The organism is Arthrobacter sp. MOO21, assembly GCF_057369995.2.
Window position 1 is genome coordinate 3,763,323 of record NZ_CM170671.2, and the last position, 21,689, is coordinate 3,785,011.

The following is a 21,689-nucleotide window of genomic DNA, read 5'->3' on the forward strand; positions in this document are numbered from 1 at the left end:
CGGGGGTGTCCTTGATGGTCCTGCGACCTTTATCAGCGTCGGAACGGGCGGAGGCCCTGGGCAAGGCTGCTGCCGCCAGGGCCACCCGGGCGGCAGCCAAGGAGAGCCTCAAGAACGGCGACAGGTCCGCAGCGGACATCATCAACTCCGCCTTGCAGGACGACGCCCTGGCCCGGATGCGGGTCTCCGAATTGCTGGAAGCCCTTCCGGGCATCGGAAAGGTCCGTGCGGCGGCCATCATGCAGCAGCTCGGGATCGCCGCCTCCCGCCGGGTCCGGGGCCTGGGCGTCCACCAGCGCCGGGCGCTGGTAGATTTTATAGACGAGCATTAGGGCAGGCCAGGCGCCTGCCCTCCCAACCTCCGGCAAAGGAATACGTGAGCAAGAAACCGGGACTGACAGTCCTCGCAGGTCCGACGGCTGTTGGCAAAGGCACCGTGTCCACCTACATCCGTGACAACTACCCCGAGGTCTGGCTCTCCGTTTCAGCCACCACCCGCGCACCCCGGCCGGGCGAGGTGGACGGAGTCCACTATTTCTTCAAGTCCAGGGAGGAGTTCGAGCAGCTCATCGCCGACGGCGAGCTCCTGGAGTGGGCAGTCGTCCACGGGCAGAACACCTACGGCACGCTCAAGAGCACGGTGAACCGGGCCATTGCTGAAGGCCGGTCGGTGCTGCTGGAAATCGACCTGCAGGGCGCACGCCAGGTCAAGGCTGCCGTCCCGGACGCCCAGTTCGTCTTCCTGGCCCCTCCCAGCTGGGACGAAATGGTCCGCCGGCTGGTGGGCCGGGGCACCGAAACACCCGAAGAACAGCAGCGGCGGCTGGAAACCGCTAAACTTGAACTTGCTGCTGAACCGGAGTTCGACCACACCGTCATCAACGACGACGTCCGCCGGGCAGCGGACGAGCTTGTTTCACTCATGGGGCTGACACCGCATCCACACCTGCCGGAACCGTCAGCCCGCTAGGAATTTGGAGAAATTCGTGTCCACGAACCTTGAAGGCATCATCAACCCGCCGATCGACTCGCTGCTCGAGGCAGCCGACTCCAAGTACGGCCTGGTGATCTTCGGTGCCAAGCGTGCTCGTCAGATCAACGCCTACTACGCCCAGCTGCACGAGGGCCTCTTCGAATACGTCGGCCCGCTGGTTGACACCAAGCTGAACGAAAAGTCGCTCTCGATCGCCCTGCGCGAGATCAACGAAGGCAAGCTGGTTTCCACGCCGATCGAAGCCGCAGAGTAATCCTGCCGCTTACCTGACTCGCTGTTGACGGAGGTCACGTGCGCATAGTCCTCGGAGTCGGGGGAGGGATCGCCGCCTACAAGGTGGCATCGCTCCTCCGGCTTTTTACTGAAGCCGGCCATGACGTCACGGTCATCCCCACGGAGGCGTCCACCCGCTTCGTGGGCACCGCCACCTGGGAAGCCCTCTCCGGCAATCCGGTCAGCAACAGCGTTTTCGACGACGTCCACCTGGTCAACCACGTCCGCCTGGGCCACGAGGCAGATTTGGTGGTGGTCGCGCCGGCCACGGCCGACCTCCTGGCCAAGGCCGCCACCGGACAGGCTGCCGACCTTCTCACCAACACCCTGCTGATGGCGCATGGTCCTGTGCTGTTCGCGCCGGCGATGCACACGGAAATGTGGCAGCACCCTGCCACCCGCGCCAACGTCGAAACCCTTCGCACCCGCGGGGCAGCAGTCCTGGAACCCGCTTCCGGCAGGCTGACGGGTGCCGACTCCGGCCCGGGCAGGCTGCCCGAGCCCGAGGCAATCTTCGAAGCCGCCATGGCCCTGGTCCAGGGCCGGACCGATTACCAGCTCCCGCTGGCCGGACGCACCGTCACCATCAGCGCCGGGGGTACCCGCGAGCCGCTGGACCCCGTCCGTTTCCTTGGCAACAGGTCCTCAGGCAAGCAGGGTGTTGCCCTGGCTGTAGCGGCGCGCAACGCCGGCGCCACCGTCCGCCTGCTGGCAGCCCACATGGACGTCCCCGCACCATCCGGCGTGGAAGTGGTGCGGGTGGAAACCGCCCTGCAGCTTCGCGCCGCCGCGCTTGAGGCCGCCGCGGACTCGGACGTCTTCATCATGTCCGCCGCCGTCGCCGACTTCAGGCCTGCCGATGTGTCGGACACCAAAATCAAGAAGCGGGACGACACCGCCGATCCCGTCATCACCCTTGTGCGGAACCCCGACATCCTGCAGGAGCTGGTGGAACGGCGCAACAGCCAGCCGGCCGCCGTCGCCGCCGGCCAGCTCATCGTGGGCTTCGCGGCCGAGACCGGCGACAGCGAGGGCGACGTCCTGGCCTATGGCGAAGCCAAACTGCAACGCAAGGGCTGCGACCTGCTGGTGGTCAACCATGTCGGAACGGACAAGGTCTTCGGGCAGGACTCCAATTCCGTGGTCATCCTCTCGCGTGCCGGCTCCGAACCACAGGAAGCGTCGGGAACCAAGGCTGAGGTCTCCGATGCCATCATCAGCCGCATCAGCCTTGAACTGAACCGTCTGTCAGTGAACTGATCCTGTTCCGCCCCCGGCCCAAGTGTTTCCCGCCACGTTCACTTAGCACAGGGACATCTAGAGACTTCTCCCTGACGGGTGAACGGACTCCAACCAGTAAGGTAGTTGAGTGACTTTACCGCTGCACCTTCCCCAGACCCATGGGGCTACGCCCTCCGCGCTCCGGCTGTTCACGTCCGAATCGGTCACCGAAGGCCACCCGGACAAGATCTGCGACCAGATCAGTGACGCCATCCTGGATGCCTTGCTGGCTGCCGACCCCGAATCCCGGGTAGCCGTCGAAACCATGGCCACCACCGGCCTGGTCCACGTGGCCGGCGAAGTCACTACCGACGCCTACGTCGAAATCCCACAGATCGTCCGCGAGACTATCCTTGGGATCGGGTACGACTCCTCAGCCAACGGCTTCGACGGTGCCCGCTGCGGTGTGTCCGTCTCCATCGGCCAGCAGTCCAACGACATCGCCGGCGGCGTCTTCAACTCGCTGGAAGCGCGCGAAGGCCGCCAGGAGGACGATTACGACCTCCAGGGCGCGGGCGACCAGGGCCTCATGTTCGGCTATGCCAGCGACGAGACCCCGTCCTACATGCCGACCCCCATCTGGCTGGCGCACCGGCTCTCCGAGCGCCTCACCGATGTCCGCAAGACCGGCCAGCTCCCGTACCTGCGTCCGGACGGCAAAACCCAGGTCACCGTGGGCTACGACAAGGACGTACCCGTCTCCGTGGAGACCGTGGTGATTTCCAGCCAGCATGCGGAAGGCGCCAGCCTGGAGCAGCTCCGTGCGGACCTCGCCGCCGTCGTCATCGGGCCGGTGCTCGCCGCCGCGAACCTGGACATCTCGCGCGCCGCCAACATCCTTAATCCTGCCGGTGAGTTCGTCATCGGCGGCCCCGTCGGGGACGCCGGCCTGACCGGCCGCAAGATCATCGTCGACACCTACGGCGGCATGGCCCGCCACGGCGGCGGCGCCTTCTCCGGCAAGGATCCGTCCAAGGTGGACCGCTCCGCCGCCTATGCCATGCGCTGGGTTGCCAAGAACGTCGTGGCGGCCGGACTGGCCAAGCGCGCGGAGATCCAGATTGCCTACGCCATCGGCCAGGCCCGTCCCGTCGGCACCTACGTGGAGACCTTCGGCACCGAGACGGTGGACCCGGCGCGGATCAGTGCGGCCATCGCGGAAATCTTCGACCTCCGGCCCCGGGCTATTATCGATGCCCTTGACCTCAAGCGCCCGATTTACGCCAAGACGGCCGCGCACGGCCACTTCGGCAGGGACGAGCCCGACTTCACCTGGGAGCGGCTGGACCGGGTGGACGACCTGAAGGCATACTTCAACGCCTGACCTGCTCCTTCCCAAGGCGGCAGCTGCGATGTCAGTGCCTGGTGTTTGGCTGTCTGTGTCCGCCCCGCAGCTGAACGGAGGTAACCACGGTGGCTGCTGAAAGCGCCGTCCAGCCGTCCCTGCTGCAGGGCTTCCCGGCCCGCCCGGTGGCAGGTGGGGTTGCCGCCGCCGCGCACCTTCCGGTTGCCCGGGTGCTCGTGGAGTCGTCGCTGCCCCATCTGGACCGCCCCTTCGACTATGCCGTGCCGGCGGCCCTCGACGAGGCCGCGCAGCCTGGCGTCAGGGTGAAGGTCAAGTTCAACGGCCAGGACCTCAGCGGATTCCTGCTCGAACGGCTGGCGGAGTCCGACGCCGGCCACGCGCTGGTGCCGCTGGCGAAAGTCGTGTCACCGGTGCCGGTCCTCACACCCGCCGTGCGCAACCTAGCGGAGGCCGTCGCGGCCCGCTACGCCGGCACGGTCAGCGACGTCCTGCGCCTCGCCGTCCCGCCGCGGGTTGCGAAACTGGAAAAGGACATGCCTTTGGCCGCGCCCGGGGCGACGGAAGCAACAGACGCAGGCGGGCATCCGCGTGCCGTTGACGCCGCCGCTTCCGCATGGACCGGCTACCGTGCCGGGCCTGCCTTCCTCCGGCACCTGGCCGCCGGCGGATCGCCGCGGGCCGTCCTCAACCCCCTGCAGGGCTATGGCCCCGCCGGCTGGCCGCAGCTGCTGGCGGAAGCTGCCGCCGCTGCCCATGCTTCCGGCCGCGGCGCGCTGCTGGTAGTTCCGGACTACCGGGATCTTGACCGGCTCGAGGAAGCACTCAAAATGCTGCTGCCGGAGCAGGCGGTGGCAAGGCTCGCCGCTGACGACGGGCCGACGCCCCGCTACCGGAACTTCCTGCGGCTGCTGTCCGGAACCGCCAAAGTCGCCATCGGCACCCGGTCGGCCGCATTCGCTCCGGTGCAGGACCTGGGGCTCGTAGCCTGCTGGGACGACGGCGACGACCTCCACATAGAGCAACGCGCACCGTACGCCCACACGCGGGAAGTCCTGCTGCTGCGCGCCGAACAGGAAGGCACCGCCTGCCTCCTGGCAGGGCACGCCCGCAGCACCGAGGTGCAGCGCCTGGTCGACGCAGGCTGGGCAGCCCCGATCGGCTCCGACCGTCCTGGACTGCGCACGACAGTTCCCCGGGTGGTGAACACCGCTGACAGCTTCGAGCAGGGCCGGGACCCGCTGGCAACCATAGCCCGGCTGCCGGGTGCGGCCTGGAAAGCTGCCAAGGAGGGGCTGGACCGCGGCCCTGTCCTGGTCCAGGTGGCCAGGGCCGGCTACGCGCCTTCACTGGTCTGCGACACCTGCCGTGAGCCCGCCCGGTGCAATGCGTGCCAGGGCCCCCTGGCGCTGGCCGGCACCTCGGCTCCGCCCCAGTGCCGGTGGTGTTCCACGCCGGCACCCGACTGGCGGTGCACCCACTGCGGCGCTAAGCGGCTCCGGAAGGGAGCAACGGGGGTGCTGCGCACGGCCGAAGAGCTCGGCCGCGCCTTCCCCGGCGCAACTGTCGTCACGTCGTCGGGGGACCAGGTGAAGGCCCGCGTCGGATCCGGCAAGGCACTGGTGGTGGCAACGGTCGGTGCCGAACCTGTTGCCGAGGGCGGCTATGCGGCCGCACTCCTGCTGGACGGGGACTCGCTGCTGCGCCGCGAAACCCTGCGCGCGGCCGAGGACACGGTGCGCCGCTGGTTCAACGCCGCCGCCCTGGTACGGCCTGGCCCGGAGGGCGGCCTGGTGGTGGTCACGGCAACGGACGCCGCCGCAACGGGTGCCTTGCTGCGCTGGGACCCTGCGGGCTACGCGGAGCGGGAACTGGCGCTGCGGACGGAGCTCGGGCTGCCACCAGCAGTCCGCATCGCGTCCGTCACCGGGCCGCGCCCCGCCGTCGAGCATTACACGGGTGCCGTGGAAGCCGAACTTGGAACAGCGGGCCTTGTGGTGCGCAGCGCCGGCCCCGCGCCCCTGCTCCTGGCCGGGCCCCCTTCCGGGCGGCGCCAGGCTGAGGATGTCCGGACCCTGCTGTTCTTCCCCTACAGCCAAGGGGCCGCCGTCGTCCGTATCCTGCGGGCCACCCGGGCAGCCGTGGCCGCCAAGCGCACCACGGAACCGGTGCAGGTGCGCCTGGACGGTGTGGACGTGCTCTAGGGGAAACCCCTTAGCGCCGCCGCTTCGCCATGATTTCGTGCGCGACGTCGACCAGCTGGCGGGCGGACTCATCCCAGCTGAACTCCCGGGCCCGCTCCACTGACCGGCGGGAGATGTCCTGCCACCGGGCCTCGTCCTGGAGCGCAGTCACGGCGGCCGCAAACTGCCCCGGGGATGACGGATCAACGTAGCTGGCGGCGTCCGCACCCACTTCGCGGAAGATCGGAATGTCGCTGGCGATGACGGGGGTACCCAGCGCCATAGCCTCCACCAAGGGAAGGCCGTACCCCTCGGCGCGTGACAGGCTGACAAGTGCTGTGGCCCGTCGCAGCAGGGCGTCATACTGCTCATCGGTGACGCCGTTGTGGAAGACCACGGACGCGCCGGCCGGGACGATCTTTTCGAGCTCAGCCCGCCGTTGCGGGGTGATCCGGCTGAGGAGGTGGAGGGTGTAGCCAGGCAGCCCGGACATGCCGGCCACCATGGTTTCCACGTTCTTGTAGGGCATGAACGAGCCCATGTAGACAATTGTCTTGTCCGCGCCGGCTTCCGGCCGCCGCGGCTCCTGCGCAGGCTGGGGGGCGTTGGCGATAATGCGCACGGGACGCCGGGTCAGGCGGTATTTGGCGATCAGGGCTTCGGTGGTGCGGCTGATGGTGGCCACGGTATCGGCACGGTTCAGGAGCAGCCGCTGGGGCCAGAACGCTTTGTGGTAAAGCCGCCACAACACTCGGACCGGTGCCGGCAGGAAGCCTGGGGGAGCGGGGTGCTCGTAGTAGATGAGGTCGTGCAGCGTCAGCACCAGCCCGTACTTCCGGCCCCAGGTGCCCATGGTTTGCATCGGGCACACCACCACGTCCGGCTTCAGCGCGTTGACCTTGCGGGCCACGAACAGCTCGAGTGGCGAAAGCGGGCTGTTGATCAGCGTGTACGGCACGTCCGGCAGCAGGGCGAGCTGCCGCTCGTCCGAGACCAGCATGGAGACATCGGCAATCTTCGCCGCGGCGGCGATGAGGCTGGCTCCGTAGCGGCTGATGCCGTCATGGTGGTCGGTGCGGGTGAAACGTGCATCGATGACGATCTTCACGCGGGGTGGTCCTTCAGGAAGCTGCGGATGTGGCCGGCGGCCGGTTCCGGCGTTTCGTAGTGGATGAGGTGCCCGACGCCGGGGATCACCTTGAGGTTGCCGTCCGGCAGGAGCGCCGCGAGGCGGTGCTGGTCGGGGAGGGTGGCGATCTCGTCCTTTTCCCCGGCAATCAGCAGCACGGGAAGCTTCAGTTCCCCGGCCACCTCAGCCACGTGGTGGCTGACTGACGCGGTGAACGACTCCAGCAGGCTGTCGCGGTCGGCGAAGGAACTGAAGTAGGCATGGTGCTGGCCGTGGATGAAGCCGCGGAGGGCCGGGTCGCGCGTCTTGGCCATGGTTTCGCTCATGACGCGGACGATCACCCGGTTGCGCAGCAGCGCCAGGCCAAGCCCGCGGGGGAGGCGCGCGGCGAGCCGGTAATAGAGCACTGCCAGGCGCGTCATTACCCCTTTCGGCCCCTCAAGCGCCGGAGCGGCGATGGGGTTGACCAGGATGAGCGGATGCACGGCTGCCGGATGGCTGGCCACGAAGTGCGCGGCCACGATGGAGCCGAACGAATGCCCGAGCAGCACGGTGTCCGGCCCGAGGTCCAGGGCTGCCATGAAGTCCGCAACGAACTGGCCGTACCGCTCCACCGAGTGCTGGTCCTGGCCAAACGCATCCGAACTGCCGAAACCGGGAAGGTCGGGCATGATGATCCGCATCTCGGGCAGGTGGTCGGCCACGCGCAGGAGCCCGTGGTGGTCGCCGCGGAAGCCGTGGACCACCAGGATGGTGCGGGTCTGGGGCGTGGTCTCCAGCGGTTCGTACGTCCAGTAGGCAACGGTGCCGCCGCCGAGGGTTACCTCGGACGCGGAGGTGCGGGCATCGAGGTCGGCGCTCAAGTAGGCGGGCGCGGCAGGGCCGGCCTGCTTCGAGGTGTTCACGGTCCCGCCTAGTTGACGTTGTCCGGGTGGGACCCGGTGCGGTGTCCGCGGTCCAGGGCATTGATGGCTGCCATGTCACGGTCGGAAAGCTGGAAGCCGAAGACATCGAGGTTCTCCCGGATCCGGGCCTCGGAGCTTGCCTTGGGAATGGCGATGTTTCCCAGCTGCATGTGCCAGCGCAGGATGACCTGGGCGGGGGTCCTGCGGTGCTCGCCGGCGCAGGCCTGGATCACGGGGTCGGCCAGGACCTCGCCGCGGCCCAGTGGACTCCATGCTTCCGTGCGGATTCCCAGCTCTGAATGCTTGCGCCGCAGTTCCTCCTGCTGCAGCCACGGGTGGAGCTCGATCTGGTTGACGGCCGGGACCACTTCAGCGCTTTGCAGCAACCGGTCCAGGTGGGTCGGCTGGAAGTTGCTGACACCGATGGCGCGGACCCTGCCTTCCCGGTAAAGCGTTTCCAGGGCCCGGTAGGTTTCCGGAAACAGGCCCCGCCGCGGGCAGGGCCAATGGATCAGGTACATGTCCACATAGTCCAGGCCGAGGTTGACCATGGAGTCATCGAACGCCCGGAGGGTGGCGTCATAGCCGTGGTGGTCGTTCCACACCTTGGTGGTGATGAACACGTCTTCCCGGGACAGCGGGGGAAAGAGTTCCCCGGACCCGCCGCTGCCGGTACCGTCGCCGAGCTGGGAGCTGATGCCGCGTGCCACGCCGGTTTCGTTGCCGTACATGGCGGCGGTGTCGAAATGGCGGTAGCCGGCGGCGAGGGCCGTGGCCACGAGTCCTTCGGCATCGGCGGGCGGCACTTTGTACAGCCCGAACCCGAGCTGGTCGATCAGCACGCCGTTGTTCAGGCTGAGCCGGGGAGAGGTTCTCATGGGAACGACTCTACCTACTTCAGCTGGTGAGTCCTTCGTAATCCACCAGGCGCCGCGCGGTGGCCTCGTCCACGATCAGGTCTGTGGCGAGCCGGGCCGCCAGTGCACCACGCAGGCCGTTGATCTTGGAAACCCCCGAGACCACGCAGATCCTGCGCCGCACCTGGCGGAGCTGGGAAAGCGCCGGGCCCGTGGACCTTTCGTTCAGGACAATGCCGTCGGAGGACCCGTCACCCCGGAAAAACACGGTGGCGACGTCGCCCACGACATCCGAATTTGCCAGCGCGTTCAGGTCCTCCTCGTCGAGGTAGCCGCCGGCGTAGACGTGGCTCGGAAAGTCCGCGTGCACCGAGCCAACGCCGAAGATGGCGATGCTCATCTTTGCCTGCAGTTCGAGGACCCGCTGCACACTGCGTTCATTCCACATGGCGGTCTTGGTGGCTGCATGGTCGAAGAATGCCGGAACCGGGAACTGTTCCACCCGCGCACCGTACGCGTTTCCGAACCGCCGCATGATGTCGCTCGCGTAGGTGATGCCGGTGGTGTGCATGTTCCCTGCACCGTTCAGCTGGACGATCACGCTGTCATGGGTGATCTTCCTGGTGAGGTGCCGGCTGACAGCGCTGAGGGTGGAGCCCCACGCGACGCCGATGATGGCGCTTGAGTCCACGATCGGCCCGATGGTCCGCGCCGCCTGCATTGCCACGCGGTCCAAAGTCTCGGCTTCATTAAGCGTGCCGATCACCGGGACAACGTGGACATCCACGTTGTAGCGGCGGCGGATCATCCCCTCCAGTTCGGGCCCGGTATCGAGCGGGTTGCGGATCTGGATCTGCACCAGGCCCGACTCGCGCGCAGAGGACAGCAGCCGCGAAACGGTGGAGCGGGACGTACGCAGCTCGCGCGCGATGGCGTCCATGGTGAGGTCCTGCAGGTAATACATCTGTGCAGCTCGGAGCGCATCAGCGTCCCGGGAAAGTGCCATCATCATTCCTTCCTGCACGTTTGTGCATAGTGCTTGACTCCATTTTCCATTACTCCAAACAATAGAGCAGAACGGCGGTGCGCCCCTACAGGCGGCCGCATCACACAAAGCCCCAAGGGAGTTGTTTTGGGACCCAAGGATCCAACTGTCCAACCGTCCACCACTGCGCCGGAATCCGGAACCGAACGTTCTTCAGTCCACAACCTGCGCCGCCGCCCGCACGCGAAGGTGCTGGTGGTCGGCGGCGGCATCAACGGAGTAGGCACCTTCCGGGACCTCGCACTGCAGGGCGTCGACGTTGCGCTGGTGGAGCGCGGTGACTACTGCCAGGGAGCAAGCGGCGCTTCCTCCCACATGATCCACGGCGGAATCCGCTACCTGGAAAACGGCGAGTTCCGGCTGGTCCGCGAGTCCGTGGTGGAGCGCAACCGCCTGCTGCGCATCGCCCCGCACTACGTCAAACCCCTGCAGACCACCATTCCCATCTTCAGCACGTTCTCGGGAATCCTGTCCGCGCCGCTGCGGTTCCTCACCCACAAGCAGCAGGGCAAGCCTAAGGAGCGTGGCGCGTTCCTCATCAAAGTCGGGCTCAGCCTGTACGACGCGTTCTCCAGGGACGGCGGGACCGTTCCCCGGCACCAGTTCCGGACCCACAAGCGCGCGCTCCAGGAACTGCCCGCCCTGCGCCCCGACGTCAAATACACCGCCACCTACTTCGATGCATCCGTCCACAACCCGGAGCGCCTGACCCTCGACGTCCTGCAGGACGGGGAAAAAGCAGGCCGGGCAGAGGCAGCAGGCCTGGGCCAGGCCAGCACAGCCCGGGCGAGCAACTACCTCTCGCTGCAGTCCTTGACGCCGCAGCCCAACGCGGGCACGGGGCGTGGCGGCACCGTTCGGCTCCGGGACGAACTGACGGGCGGGGAGTTCGACTTCACGGCCGACATCATAGTTAACACCACCGGAGCATGGGTGGATCTGACGAATGAGGCCATGGGGGCTGCCTCCTCCTTCATGGGCGGCACCAAGGGTTCCCACATCGTGCTGGACCACCCCGGCCTCCTGGCAGCCTGCCGGGGGCGGGAGATCTTCTTCGAGCACACGGACGGCCGCATCGTCCTGATCTACCCCATGGGTGACCGGGTCCTGGTGGGGACCACCGATGTGGACGCAGACATGAGGCACGATGCTGTCTGCACTGACGAGGAGATCGACTACTTCTTTGACCTGATCGGCCACGTGTTCCCGAACATCGCGGTGGACCGGGACCAGATCGTCTACACGTTCTCCGGTGTCCGGCCCCTGCCCCGGCATGACGCCACCCAGCCCGGCTTCGTCTCCCGCGACTACCGCATCGAACGCCGGGGCCCGGCACCCGACGGAAGCGGCGCCGTCGTCCTGAGCCTCGTGGGCGGCAAATGGACCACCTTCCGCGCGCTGGCCGAGCACCTGACCAACGAAGTCCTGGCAGAACTCGGCGTCCAGCGGAAGGTGTCCACTGCCCAGCTCCCCATCGGCGGCGGCGCCGGCTTCCCGGCCGACGAGGCGGCGGAACAGAAATGGATCAAGGCGCACATGGCTGACGGGCGCGACGCGGACCGCACCGCCGGGCTGCTCACCCGCTACGGAACCAGGGCCGAAGACGTCATCGCCTACCTCGACGCCGAACCCGACCAGGCACTGCGGTCCACCCGGGAACTCAGTGTCCGTGAACTGGAGTTCATGGCGGCGAACGAACAGGTAGGGCACCTGGTGGATGTGTTCATCCGGCGCACCTCCCTGGCCTTCCGGGGGCTCGTCACCGGCGAACTCCTGAACGAAGTAGCAGAAGTGCTGTCCGTCCCGCTCAAATGGGACGCCGCAGCACGCGCTGCTGAGATCAAGCACGCCCAGGACGTGCTGCAGCGTTTCCACCGCGTGGAAACGCACAGCCTGGTCGCTTAAGGCCGGGCAGCGGGCCGGGGCGCACCAGCGTCCCCGGCCAACGGTCCTTCACCCGCGGAGGACCGACAACTAAACAAAGAAGGAGTCAAAGATGTCTCTAGGAATAGTCTTCCTCTCCGAAGTCTTTGGCACGGCCATGCTGACCCTCCTGGGTTGCGGCGTCGTTGCCAATGTGGCCTTGAGGGGGACAAAAGGCAACAGCGGTGGGTTCCTGATGGTCACATGGGGGTGGGGAATCGCCGTCTTCGCGGGTGTCTTCGTCGCCGCCAAGTCGGGCGCACACCTGAACCCCGCCGTCACCCTCGGCCTGCTGATCAACGGCAAGCCCGAATACGCCCCGGGCGTCGCCGTGGATTTCGCATCAACCGTGACCTACTTCGGCGGCGAACTGCTGGGGGCCTTCCTCGGCGCGGTCGTCTGCTGGCTGGCGTACAAGCAGCACTTCGATGACGAACCGGAACCTGCCGGCAAACTCGGAACCTTCTCCACCGGCCCCGCCATCCGCTCCACCCCATGGAACCTCATAACCGAGATCATCGGCACTTTCGTCCTCGTTTTCGTCATCCTTACTTTCGGCGGCACCCCCTCGGGCCTCGGCCCGCTGGCGGTAGCGCTGCTCGTCGTGGGCATTGGCGTCTCGCTGGGCGGACCCACCGGTTACGCCATCAACCCCGCCCGTGACCTCGGACCGCGCATCGCCCACGCAGTACTTCCCATCAAAGGCAAGGGCTCCAGTGACTGGGCCTACTCCTGGATCCCGGTGGTCGGCCCGCTTGTCGGCGGAGCCTTGGGCGGCCTTGTTGCCAGGATCGCACCGATCATCGTCACCGCAGCCGCCTGAACCACAACCAGACAAACAACCAAGACAAGGACGTCATCATGAACCAGTACGTAATCGCCATCGACCAGGGCACCACCAGCACCCGCGCCATCATCTTCGACCACAGCGGCGCCATTGTCTCCTCCGGCCAAATGGAACACGAGCAGATCTTCCCCCAGGCGGGCTGGGTGGAACACGACGCGTCGGAGATCTGGAACAACACCCGCGAGGTCATCGGCTCGGCCCTGTCGAAGGCAAACCTGACACGGCACGACATTGCCGCCGTCGGCATTACCAACCAGCGCGAAACTGCCGTGGTGTGGGACAAGACCACTGGCAAGCCGGTGTACAACGCGATTGTCTGGCAGGACACCCGGACGCAGGACATCGTGGACGAGCTGTCAAAGGACGGCGGCGCTGACCGCTTCAAGCAAAAAGTGGGCCTGCCGCTGGCGACCTACTTCTCCGGCACCAAGATCAAATGGATCCTGGACAACGTGGACGGCGCGCGCGAGAAGGCAGAAGCAGGCGACCTGGTCTTCGGCAACACCGATGCCTGGGTCCTGTGGAACCTGACCGGCGGCGTGGACGGCGGTGTCCACGTCACCGACGTCACCAACGCTTCCAGGACCCTGTTCATGGACCTTGACACGCTGCAGTGGGACGAGGAGATCCTGGGCATCTTCGGCGTGCCGCGCAGCATGATGCCGGAGATCAAGTCCTCCTCCGAGGTGTACGGCACCGTCCACAGCTCGCAGCTGCTCCGGGAAACGCCTGTGGCGGGCATCCTGGGCGACCAGCAGGCGGCCACGTTCGGCCAGGCCGCCTTCGACGCGGGCGAGGCCAAGAACACCTACGGCACCGGCTGCTTCCTGATCTTCAACACCGGTGAGGAGATCGTCCACTCGAAGAACGGGCTGCTGACCACGGTGGGCTACAAGCTGGGCGACGCCAAGCCCCACTACGCCCTGGAAGGCTCCATCGCCGTCACCGGCTCGCTCGTCCAGTGGCTGCGTGACAACCTGGGCATGATCAGCAGCGCCCCGGAGGTGGAGACCCTGGCGGCCTCGGTCAAGGACAACGGCGGCGTCTACATCGTCCCGGCGTTCTCCGGCCTCTTCGCCCCCTACTGGCGCTCCGACGCGCGCGGTGCCATCGTGGGCCTGACCCGCTTCGTCAACAAGAACCACATCGCCCGGGCCGCGCTGGAAGCCACCGCCTTCCAGACCCGCGAGGTGCTTGATGCCGTCAACGCGGACTCCGGCGTCCCGCTCACCGAACTGAAGGTCGACGGCGGCATGGTCGCCAACGACGCCTTGATGCAGTTCCAGGCGGACATCCTCGGGGTCCCGGTGATCCGCCCGAAGGTCATCGAAACCACGGCCCTGGGCGCCGCCTACGCTGCAGGCCTCGCCGTCGGTTTCTGGAAGGACCTGGGCGAGTGCTCGGCCAACTGGTCCGAGGACAAGCGCTGGGAACCCCAGATGGACCAGGCCGAACAGGACCGCCAGCTGCGGCTCTGGAAGAAGGCGGTCACCAAGTCCATGGATTGGGTCGACGAGGACGTTCGGTAGCCCGTAGCTGGCCCTGAGAGGGGCCGGTGACTCCCGCCCGCCCGCTTCGCGGTGCCCACCACACCATGGCGGGGAGTCACCGGCCCCTCTTCTTGTGCACCCGCCCACCTCAGCCGCTCGTTTGCGACTTACGCTGAGGGGGTGTGCAGGTGCGCTAAAGTAGATTTATGCGTGCGATCCTTCTGCTTAGCTAGCCGCCCGGCGTCCCAGATTACGGATAGCTGAGCGGCAGCCCCTCCATGGCGAGGGGCTTTTGTGTGTCCGGGGTATACCGCCGGGCCCGCAGCAGGAGGATCAGGCCGTTATGGCAGCACAGATGCCGTAACAGAACAGAAGAGGGCAGCAGTGGGCGTTCAGCCGGAGACAGAGACCGGAACAGCAACAACAGTGTCGGCGGAAGTGCCTGAAGAGGGCACCTACAGTTTCGCCGCGATGGAAGCCAAATGGCCGCAGGTGTGGGAGGACCTCAAGGTCTTCACGCCGGTGGACGACGGCTCCCGGGAACGCCGCTACGTGCTCGACATGTTCCCGTACCCGTCCGGCGACCTGCACATGGGCCACGCCGAGGCGTTCGCCATGGGCGACGTGGTGGCACGCTACCTGCGCCAAAAGGGGTACGACGTGCTGCACCCCATCGGCTGGGACTCCTTCGGCCTGCCCGCGGAAAACGCAGCCATCAAGCGCAACGCCCACCCCAGCGAGTGGACCTACGCCAACATCGACACCCAGGCCGCCTCCTTCAAGCGGTACGCCATTTCGGCTGACTGGTCCCGCCGGCTGCACACCTCCGACCCCGAGTACTACCGCTGGACGCAGTGGCTGTTCAAGCGCTTCTACGAGCGGGGCCTGGCATACCGGAAGAACTCCCCGGTCAACTGGTGCCCCAAGGACCAGACGGTGCTCGCCAACGAGCAGGTCGTCAACGGTGCCTGCGAGCGCTGTGGAACCACTGTCACCAAGAAGTCGCTGAACCAGTGGTACTTCAAGATCACCGACTACGCCGACCGGCTGCTGGACGACATGGAGCAGCTGCGCGGCCACTGGCCCGAACGCGTCCTGGCCATGCAGAAGAACTGGATCGGCCGGTCCGAGGGTGCGCACGTGAACTTCGTGATCGAGGCCGACGGCGGCAAGCCGGCCAAGGACGTCACGGTCTTCACCACCCGCCCGGACACCCTGTACGGGGCAACGTTCTTCGTGGTGGCTGCCGACGCGCCGCTCGCCGTCGAACTCGTCACCGATGAGCACGCCGCAGCCCTGGACGCGTACCGCGAGCAGGTCAAGGCGCTGTCGGAAATCGAGCGCCAGTCCACGGAGCGGGAAAAGACCGGTGTCTTCACCGGCCGCTACGCCATCAACCCGCTGAACGGCGAGAAGCTGCCGGTCTGGGCTGCCGACTACGTGCTCGCGGACTACGGCACGGGCGCCATCATGGCCGTGCCCGCCCACGACCAGCGCGACCTGGACTTCGCCCGCACGTTCGACCTGCCGGTACGCGCCGTCCTGGACACCGGCGAAGAGGACCCCGCAGTCTCCGGCACGGCGACAGCGGGGGAGGGCACCCTGATCAACTCGGGCGAGCTGGACGGCCTGCCCAAGGCTGAGGCGATCCCCGCCGCCATCGCGATGCTCGAGCGGCAGGGAACCGGCGAGAAGTTCGTGAACTTCCGGCTGCGGGACTGGCTGCTGAGCCGCCAGCGTTTCTGGGGCACCCCGATCCCCATCATCCACTGCCCCGCCTGCGGCGAAGTGCCCGTGCCCGACGAGCAGCTTCCCGTGACGCTGCCGTCGGACCTGCGCGGCGAAGACCTGGCGCCCAAGGGAACCTCGCCGCTTGCAGCCGCGGAGTCCTGGGTCAACGTTGAGTGCCCCTCCTGCCATGGCCCCGCAAAGCGGGATACGGACACGATGGACACCTTCGTGGACTCCTCCTGGTACTTCCTGCGCTTCGTCTCGCCCCAGTACACCGAGGGCCCCTTCGATCCGCAGAAGATCAACGACTGGATGCCGGTGGGCCAGTACGTCGGCGGTGTAGAGCACGCCATCCTGCACCTGCTCTACGCGCGGTTCTTCACAAAGGTCATCAACGACCTCGGCATGATCGAGGCCAACGAGCCGTTCAGCGCCCTCCTGAACCAGGGCCAGGTGCTCAACGGCGGCAAGGCCATGAGCAAGTCGCTGGGCAACGGCGTGGACCTCGGCGAACAACTGGACAAGTACGGTGTGGACGCCGTCCGCCTGACCATGATCTTCGCCTCCCCGCCCGAGGACGACGTCGACTGGGCCGACGTTTCCCCGTCCGGCTCCGCCAAGTTCCTGGCCCGCGCCTGGCGCCTGGCGCAGGACGTCAGCAGCGGCCCCGGGGCGGACTTCGCCGCCGGTGACCGCGCCCTGCGCTCGGTTACGCACCGCACCATTGCCGATGCCGCCGAACTCCTGGACGCCAACAAGTTCAACGTGGTGGTGGCCAAGCTGATGGAGCTGGTCAACGCCACCCGCAAGGCCATCGACTCCGGTGCCGGCGGGGCGGACCCTGCCGTCCGCGAAGCCGTTGAGGCCGTCGCCGTCATCCTGAGCCTGTTCGCGCCCTACACCGCCGAGGACATGTGGAGCATCCTGGGCCACCCCGCCTCGGTGGCCAACGCGGGCTGGCCCGCGCACGATCCGGCCCTGCTGGTCCAGGACACGGTCACCGCCGTGGTCCAGGTCCAGGGCAAGGTCCGCGACCGGCTGGAGGTATCCCCGCAGGTATCCGAGGACGAGCTGCGCGAACTGGCCCTGGCCTCAGAAAACGTGCAGCGTGCCCTGGACGGCCGCGGCATCCGGACTGTCATCGTGCGGGCCCCTAAGCTGGTGAACATCGTCCCGGCCTAGCAGCCGGTTCGCAGTAAGGAATCACCGGCCACCGGACCTGCTCCGGTGGCCGGTCTCCACATCCGGGAGGCCCCTTTTGCCAGACAGTAATGCCGCAGCCTGGGCGTGGTTCCGGGCACGGGTGGCCGCGTTGCGGCAAACCTCCCGCGCCCCGGTCCAGGTACGCACGGCCGTGGTGACCGACTCCGCGGCTGCCCTGCCGGCGGAATGGCTGGCCGGGCTTGCCGGCGACGGCGTGCTGTCCGTGGTACCCATGCCCGTCATGGTGGGATCGGAAATTTACGGCGAGGGTGAGGACGACATCCTGGACACCATCGCCGTAGCCCTCGCCGCCGGGACCGCGGTGAAAACGTCCCGGCCGTCGCCCGGACAGTTCGAGCAGGCGTACCGGGCCGCCGAACGGCGGGGCTTCGAAGCTGTCGTATCGGTGCATATCTCTTCCGGGCTGTCCGGAACGGCGGACGCCGCACGCCTTGGGGCCGCAAAAGTCGGGATCCCGGTGGAAGTCGTCGATTCCCAGACCGTAGGCATGGCACAGGGCATGGCCGTCCAGGCTGCCGTGTCGGCTGCCCTTGCCGGCGCCGACGCTGCCACGGTTGCTGCTGCGGCCCGGGCCCAGGCAGCACAGACCAGGGTCTACTTCTACGTTCCCAGCCTGGAGCAGCTGCGCCGCGGCGGACGGATCGGAGCGGCAGCCTCGCTGCTGGGCACCATGCTTGCCATCAAGCCACTGCTGGCGGTCGACGGCGGCCGGATAGTTCCGCTGGAAAAGGTGCGTTCCGCAGCCAAGGCGGTTGCGCGCCTTGAGGAGATCGTCGCCGCGGAGGCTGCCCCGCTCCCAGGCCAGTCCGTGCGCCTGGCTGTCCACCACTTCGGCAACAGCGCCGAAGCGGAAGGCCTTGCCGCCAGGCTGGCGGCAGCTCTGCCTGACTGCCCTCCCGCCCAGATCAGCTCCCTTCCCGCGGTGCTGGCCGCCCATGCCGGGCTGGGAGTCCTGGCCGTCATCGTGGGTAAACACCCTGATCCTGCCTGGGACGCCGCCGGCCTTTCCAGCTAAGGCTTTCGCCATTCGCTTGGTGCCGCCCCTTGGTGGCGGTGTTTAGGTTGCCGTTCGCGGTGTTTTCAGCAGTTGACGTCGTTTTCTTTTCCGTGGGTCCTTAGCCTCTTCTGACGCATCCTCCACGCCCATAGCATCAGCGCATCGGTACCGTCGGGTAGTTGGCGGCTTTGAGCGAATCGAGGCGAAAGCAATGTGCGCTGACCGGAATCCCGCACCTCGGCGAGGTCTCGTGCTTTGCGCAGCGCTTGCCCTTCTACTCGGGGGTTGCGGGCAAGGCGGTGCGCCCTCGTCACCAACACGGCCGCCCTCCGCCGAAGCGGGGCAGTCTTCCTCGAACAGACCAAAGCAAACTGCCTCAGCCGGGTCCGGCAGTCCGGCCTGTGACCTGATCACGCCGGAAATCGCTGCAAGAATTGATCCTGGCTTGGCTCAAATGGGTACGGGTGGAAAGCCGCCGGGAAGCCCGGCGTATTTGTGCAGCTACATGAGCAAGGCCGACAAGGTACTTGCGCTCAGCGTCTCCTTGACCTCGCCCGCATCGGCGGCGGAGATCGACGAAACGAAAAAGACACCGGACTGCTCTGTTGTGGAGGGCCTCGGTGACTTCGCCTGCATGCAGTGGACGGGATGGTTCCAAGGAGAAGCCGGAGGGGCGTCAGCAAACACGGTGCTCAAGGCTGTCCGGGGCAACGAGTCCCTCGACCTGCGCGTTGTGGCCATGCCGCCCATGTCCCCGGCAATCCCGGTGCCTGACGGTGACGCTACGGCGCGGGCACTTGCGCAGGCGCTTGTGGAGGGCGGGTGGGGCAACGGGGCTGAACTTCGTGTTCCGCCTGCGCCCCCTGTCGGTCCGAAGACTTCTACGAACAGCCCCGTCTGTGCCCTGGTCAGTGCCGATGCGCTCCGGCAGGCCTTTGGCACCACAACCCAGGCGCAGGTCCTCCCGGGTGAGGGCAACTGCCGTTACCACTTCGGCGCGCCGGGCACGCCTGGACCGGACTCACTGATGTTCTCCATCGAGTTCCATGAGGGCGGGGCTTCCCTGCTCTCAAGGGGCCTGCCGCCGGACGGCGAAAGCATTGAAGGTGTTGGCGACAAAGCCATCCTGATTGTCCGGTCAGACCCCGGGGGACCAAAAGCCCTGCGGCCACCGAGCGATGTACCGGTCACGATCATGTCGCTGATGGTCGCCCGTGGACAGAACATGGCCATCTTCACCGCGCAGATCCTGATCTCGCCTAGCGGGCCCACGGAAGAGCAGACGAAAGACCAGTTCATCACCCTGGTTAGGGGGATTAACTTCTGAGCCAGCCTATCCCGCCCCAAAAAGCCGTGGAAGGCCCACATAACGGATGAGGATCCAGATGCATCGACAAGCCGGGAGAGCCGTGCGGAAGCCCACGCGTGCCGGCATTTTTGACAAAGCCGTGTTGTTGGCCGCGGGACTGCTGATCCTCACGGCGTGCGGATCCGGGACGCCGGGCGGCACCGCGTCACGCACCGATTCCAGCCCGCCCGTACCTGCCAGCGGCACCACCTCGCCGTCAGCTGAGGCCACCGCCACGCCGCAGAAGGTCTTCACCGACCAAGAGCTCATGGCACTCAGCAGCAGAGTGCTGGAACCGCACGGAGGAAGCGTCGGGGACACCGCCATGGCCCGGAAGTCTTATACCCTAATGACCCAGCCGCCAGCGTCTGCTTCACCTTCGTCCATACTGGGCCCCACCGAACCGGCTGAGTGCAATGTATTCCACAGGTCGTGGCAGCACGAGGCGTTATTGGATCCCTCCATGGGCTTCGCGCTGGCCGAGATTTCCACCCTGGGCGAACACGGAGTCGGCATGATCGTCTTCGATGCGCGAAGCGCTCCCAGGGAGGCGCTCGTCAAAGCCGATTTTGACTACAGCCAGGAGCTGATGGTTCGCTGCGCCACGTTTGACCAGGCAATCCCCTCAGCCAACGGGCCCCGGACGTTCACGATCCAGCTCCTCCCTGGGCCGGACATCGGGGACAAGGCCTACGTGACCAAGGAATCCTTTGACGGAAATGGTGTTGGGGTCGGGCTCCGCGTCCTGGCCGGAACGGTGTCCCACGACATGGGATCGAACACAGGGGCGGCGATAACTGAGGAAGAGGCGCTGAACCTGATGTCGCAGATCGCGCAGCAGTTTGTCGAGGAGACGAAGAAGCAGTAGCACCTGCCATCACGTCGATCCTGCCGCCCAGCGGCAGGCCTGACCCGCGAGGGAGATGGGCGGCAGCAGCCGGGACGTGGGCCGGGTGGCTCGCGCTTTTCCACATAGGGCCTCCGGGGCCTCCCTGATGACCTCAGGTCTCCCTACGGTGGAGCCATGTCACGCCGGGATGCTCGAGCAGCAGGTCGCCAGGCGCGGCATGCGAGGGAGCGGCTTCAGGCGGCACTGGGGGATTCCAGTGCCGGTGCGCCGGAGGAGGGCCTGGCCCTTGGCGGTTTCGAATACGGGGGAGGCGTGGAACCGGACGGAGCAGGTACCGGTGCCGGCTCCGCAGGCGGATCGGGTGGGTCGCCTGCGCTGAGGTGGCGGGTGGGGTTCCGCGCTGCCATGCTTCTGGCTGCCCTGGCGGTGGCGGCTGGCGCCTGGTTCTGGTGGCAGGCCGGCGCGGCTGACCCGAAAGTCCTGCCCTTGGGCAGCGTCAGCCCGGAAAACAGCAGCGGCCCGCCCGGAGGCGTCGCACCCGGGGAGGACGCCGGCGGACCTCCCTCTGATCCTGGTCCCGGGCAGCCCACGCCGGCTGCTGCACTGGTCGTGGTCCACGTGGCCGGAGCCGTGGCCAAGCCCGGTGTCATCCGGTTGCAGCAGGGCAGCCGCATCAACGACGCCATCGTGGCCGCCGGTGGTGCCACGCCGGACGCGGACGTGAACCGGCTCAACCTTGCGCTCGTGGTGGAGGACGGCCAGAAGATCCATGTCCCGCAGCAAGGGGACCCCGCGGCGGCGGATCCCTCCGGCTCGGGTGCCTCAGCGGCGGGTGGCTCAGGTTCCTCCGGGGGACCAGCAGGCGCTGCGGGCGGAAAGATCAACCTCAATACCGCGGACGCCTCCGAGTTGGACACGCTGCCAAAAGTCGGCCCGGTGCTGGCCCAGCGGATCGTTGACTGGCGCAAGGAGCACGGCGCGTTCAAAACCGTCGAAGAGCTCGACGCAGTGGATGGCGTGGGGCCCAAAATGCTTGAGGCGTTACTGCCGCTGGTCACGGTCTAAGGCGGCCACCGTGGCAACGCAACCGGGCAGGAGGGGCAGGGATGGCGGGCAGGCGAGGTCCATCCTGGGTTCCAAACCCAACACCCCCAAGGGCCATAACAGCCCGTGGGGCCGGTACATTGAGTCCGCCGTCCGGGGTGGGGGCGCAGGGTCCAAGGCTCCGCAAGCCACAGTAAAACCAGCTTCGTCCGGGACAGCAGCTTCCTCAGGAACGCCGGCATCTCCCGGAGCTCCGTCTCCTGCA

The 21,689-nt window shown here is 66.9% G+C and carries 18 protein-coding genes; 14 read left to right on the top strand and 4 right to left on the bottom strand.

The genetic code is table 11. The annotated features are described in order from the left end of the window. The first annotated feature begins 14 nt into the window (after positions 1-14). The 6 genes from mihF (at position 15) to AC2JAJ_RS17560 (ending at position 6,055) form a co-directional block, all read left to right on the top strand. The gene (gene mihF, locus AC2JAJ_RS17535; protein WP_221384882.1) at positions 15-332 is read left to right on the top strand and encodes an integration host factor, actinobacterial type; all 318 of its coding nucleotides are present in this window, start codon (positions 15-17) and stop codon (positions 330-332) included. A 44-nt stretch (positions 333-376) separates the two neighbouring features. After that, a complete protein-coding gene (gene gmk / locus AC2JAJ_RS17540) occupies positions 377-970 on the top strand; it encodes a guanylate kinase (protein WP_221384884.1) in 594 nt (197 codons plus the stop codon). A gap of 16 nt (positions 971-986) precedes the next feature. Then, positions 987-1,247 carry a DNA-directed RNA polymerase subunit omega gene (rpoZ, locus tag AC2JAJ_RS17545; protein ID WP_003800778.1) on the top strand — a complete coding sequence of 87 codons (261 nt, stop codon included), beginning with the start codon at positions 987-989 and terminating at the stop codon, positions 1,245-1,247. Between the two features lie 38 nt (positions 1,248-1,285). Beyond that, positions 1,286-2,527: a bifunctional phosphopantothenoylcysteine decarboxylase/phosphopantothenate--cysteine ligase CoaBC gene (coaBC, locus tag AC2JAJ_RS17550; RefSeq protein ID WP_221384886.1), complete on the top strand. Its 1,242-nt coding sequence runs from the start codon at positions 1,286-1,288 to the stop codon at positions 2,525-2,527. A gap of 109 nt (positions 2,528-2,636) precedes the next feature. Then, on the top strand, positions 2,637-3,872 hold the full coding sequence (metK, locus tag AC2JAJ_RS17555) for a methionine adenosyltransferase (protein ID WP_486415025.1): 1,236 nt from the start codon (positions 2,637-2,639) through the stop codon (positions 3,870-3,872). Positions 3,873-3,961: 89 nt separating this feature from the next. Then, positions 3,962-6,055: a primosomal protein N' family DNA-binding protein gene (locus AC2JAJ_RS17560; RefSeq protein ID WP_501053225.1), complete on the top strand. Its 2,094-nt coding sequence runs from the start codon at positions 3,962-3,964 to the stop codon at positions 6,053-6,055. Between the two features lie 10 nt (positions 6,056-6,065). On the opposite strand, the gene AC2JAJ_RS17565 is transcribed toward AC2JAJ_RS17560, so the two are convergent. The 4 genes from AC2JAJ_RS17565 to AC2JAJ_RS17580 are packed head-to-tail and all read right to left on the bottom strand — an operon-like array spanning position 6,066 to position 9,931. After that, positions 6,066-7,142 (bottom strand): glycosyltransferase family 4 protein, encoded by a 1,077-nt coding sequence (locus AC2JAJ_RS17565; RefSeq protein WP_473697147.1) that lies wholly within the window; start codon positions 7,140-7,142, stop codon positions 6,066-6,068. Continuing rightward, a complete protein-coding gene (locus AC2JAJ_RS17570; protein WP_486415024.1) occupies positions 7,139-8,068 on the bottom strand; it encodes an alpha/beta fold hydrolase in 930 nt (309 codons plus the stop codon). The genes AC2JAJ_RS17565 and AC2JAJ_RS17570 overlap by 4 nt, the downstream gene beginning before the upstream one ends. 8 nt (positions 8,069-8,076) lie before the next feature. Continuing rightward, on the bottom strand, positions 8,077-8,946 hold the full coding sequence (locus tag AC2JAJ_RS17575) for an aldo/keto reductase (protein WP_473697149.1): 870 nt from the start codon (positions 8,944-8,946) through the stop codon (positions 8,077-8,079). A 19-nt stretch (positions 8,947-8,965) separates the two neighbouring features. After that, positions 8,966-9,931 carry a sugar-binding transcriptional regulator gene (locus tag AC2JAJ_RS17580; protein WP_221384897.1) on the bottom strand — a complete coding sequence of 322 codons (966 nt, stop codon included), beginning with the start codon at positions 9,929-9,931 and terminating at the stop codon, positions 8,966-8,968. Positions 9,932-10,057: 126 nt separating this feature from the next. Here AC2JAJ_RS17580 and AC2JAJ_RS17585 point away from each other — a divergent pair, with 126 nt between their 5' ends. The 8 genes from AC2JAJ_RS17585 to AC2JAJ_RS17620 all read left to right on the top strand — a co-directional run bounded on the left by AC2JAJ_RS17585 (position 10,058) and on the right by AC2JAJ_RS17620 (position 21,445). After that, positions 10,058-11,875: a glycerol-3-phosphate dehydrogenase/oxidase gene (locus AC2JAJ_RS17585; RefSeq protein WP_221384899.1), complete on the top strand. Its 1,818-nt coding sequence runs from the start codon at positions 10,058-10,060 to the stop codon at positions 11,873-11,875. Positions 11,876-11,966: 91 nt separating this feature from the next. Further along, complete coding sequence (locus AC2JAJ_RS17590; RefSeq protein ID WP_221384901.1) at positions 11,967-12,716, top strand: MIP/aquaporin family protein; 750 nt, start codon at positions 11,967-11,969, stop codon at positions 12,714-12,716. A 38-nt stretch (positions 12,717-12,754) separates the two neighbouring features. Further along, on the top strand, positions 12,755-14,269 hold the full coding sequence (gene glpK / locus AC2JAJ_RS17595) for a glycerol kinase GlpK (protein ID WP_221384903.1): 1,515 nt from the start codon (positions 12,755-12,757) through the stop codon (positions 14,267-14,269). A gap of 345 nt (positions 14,270-14,614) precedes the next feature. Beyond that, positions 14,615-17,143: a leucine--tRNA ligase gene (gene leuS / locus AC2JAJ_RS17600; RefSeq protein WP_501053227.1), complete on the top strand. Its 2,529-nt coding sequence runs from the start codon at positions 14,615-14,617 to the stop codon at positions 17,141-17,143. Positions 17,144-17,219: 76 nt separating this feature from the next. Continuing rightward, a complete protein-coding gene (locus AC2JAJ_RS17605) occupies positions 17,220-18,200 on the top strand; it encodes a DegV family protein (RefSeq protein ID WP_221384907.1) in 981 nt (326 codons plus the stop codon). A gap of 487 nt (positions 18,201-18,687) precedes the next feature. After that, complete coding sequence (locus tag AC2JAJ_RS17610) at positions 18,688-19,509, top strand: hypothetical protein (RefSeq protein WP_486415021.1); 822 nt, start codon at positions 18,688-18,690, stop codon at positions 19,507-19,509. Between the two features lie 82 nt (positions 19,510-19,591). Continuing rightward, the gene (locus AC2JAJ_RS17615) at positions 19,592-20,398 is read left to right on the top strand and encodes a hypothetical protein (RefSeq protein WP_486415020.1); all 807 of its coding nucleotides are present in this window, start codon (positions 19,592-19,594) and stop codon (positions 20,396-20,398) included. 156 nt (positions 20,399-20,554) lie between these two features. Further along, positions 20,555-21,445, top strand: coding sequence for a ComEA family DNA-binding protein (locus AC2JAJ_RS17620; protein WP_486415019.1), 891 nt, complete (start codon positions 20,555-20,557; stop codon positions 21,443-21,445). Positions 21,446-21,689: the final 244 nt, after the last annotated feature.

Bases quoted from the DNA above. Each gene is read 5' to 3' on its own strand.
- AC2JAJ_RS17590 (WP_221384901.1), top strand. From the start codon at position 11,967: ATGTCTCTAGGAATAGTCTTCCTCTCCGAAGTCTTTGGCACGGCCATG.
- mihF (WP_221384882.1), top strand. From the start codon at position 15: ATGGTCCTGCGACCTTTATCAGCGTCGGAACGGGCGGAGGCCCTGGGC.
- glpK (WP_221384903.1), top strand. From the start codon at position 12,755: ATGAACCAGTACGTAATCGCCATCGACCAGGGCACCACCAGCACCCGC.
- AC2JAJ_RS17575 (WP_473697149.1), bottom strand. From the start codon at position 8,946: ATGAGAACCTCTCCCCGGCTCAGCCTGAACAACGGCGTGCTGATCGAC.
- AC2JAJ_RS17610 (WP_486415021.1), top strand. From the start codon at position 18,688: ATGAGCAAGGCCGACAAGGTACTTGCGCTCAGCGTCTCCTTGACCTCG.
- AC2JAJ_RS17580 (WP_221384897.1), bottom strand. From the start codon at position 9,931: ATGGCACTTTCCCGGGACGCTGATGCGCTCCGAGCTGCACAGATGTAT.
- AC2JAJ_RS17620 (WP_486415019.1), top strand. From the start codon at position 20,555: ATGTCACGCCGGGATGCTCGAGCAGCAGGTCGCCAGGCGCGGCATGCG.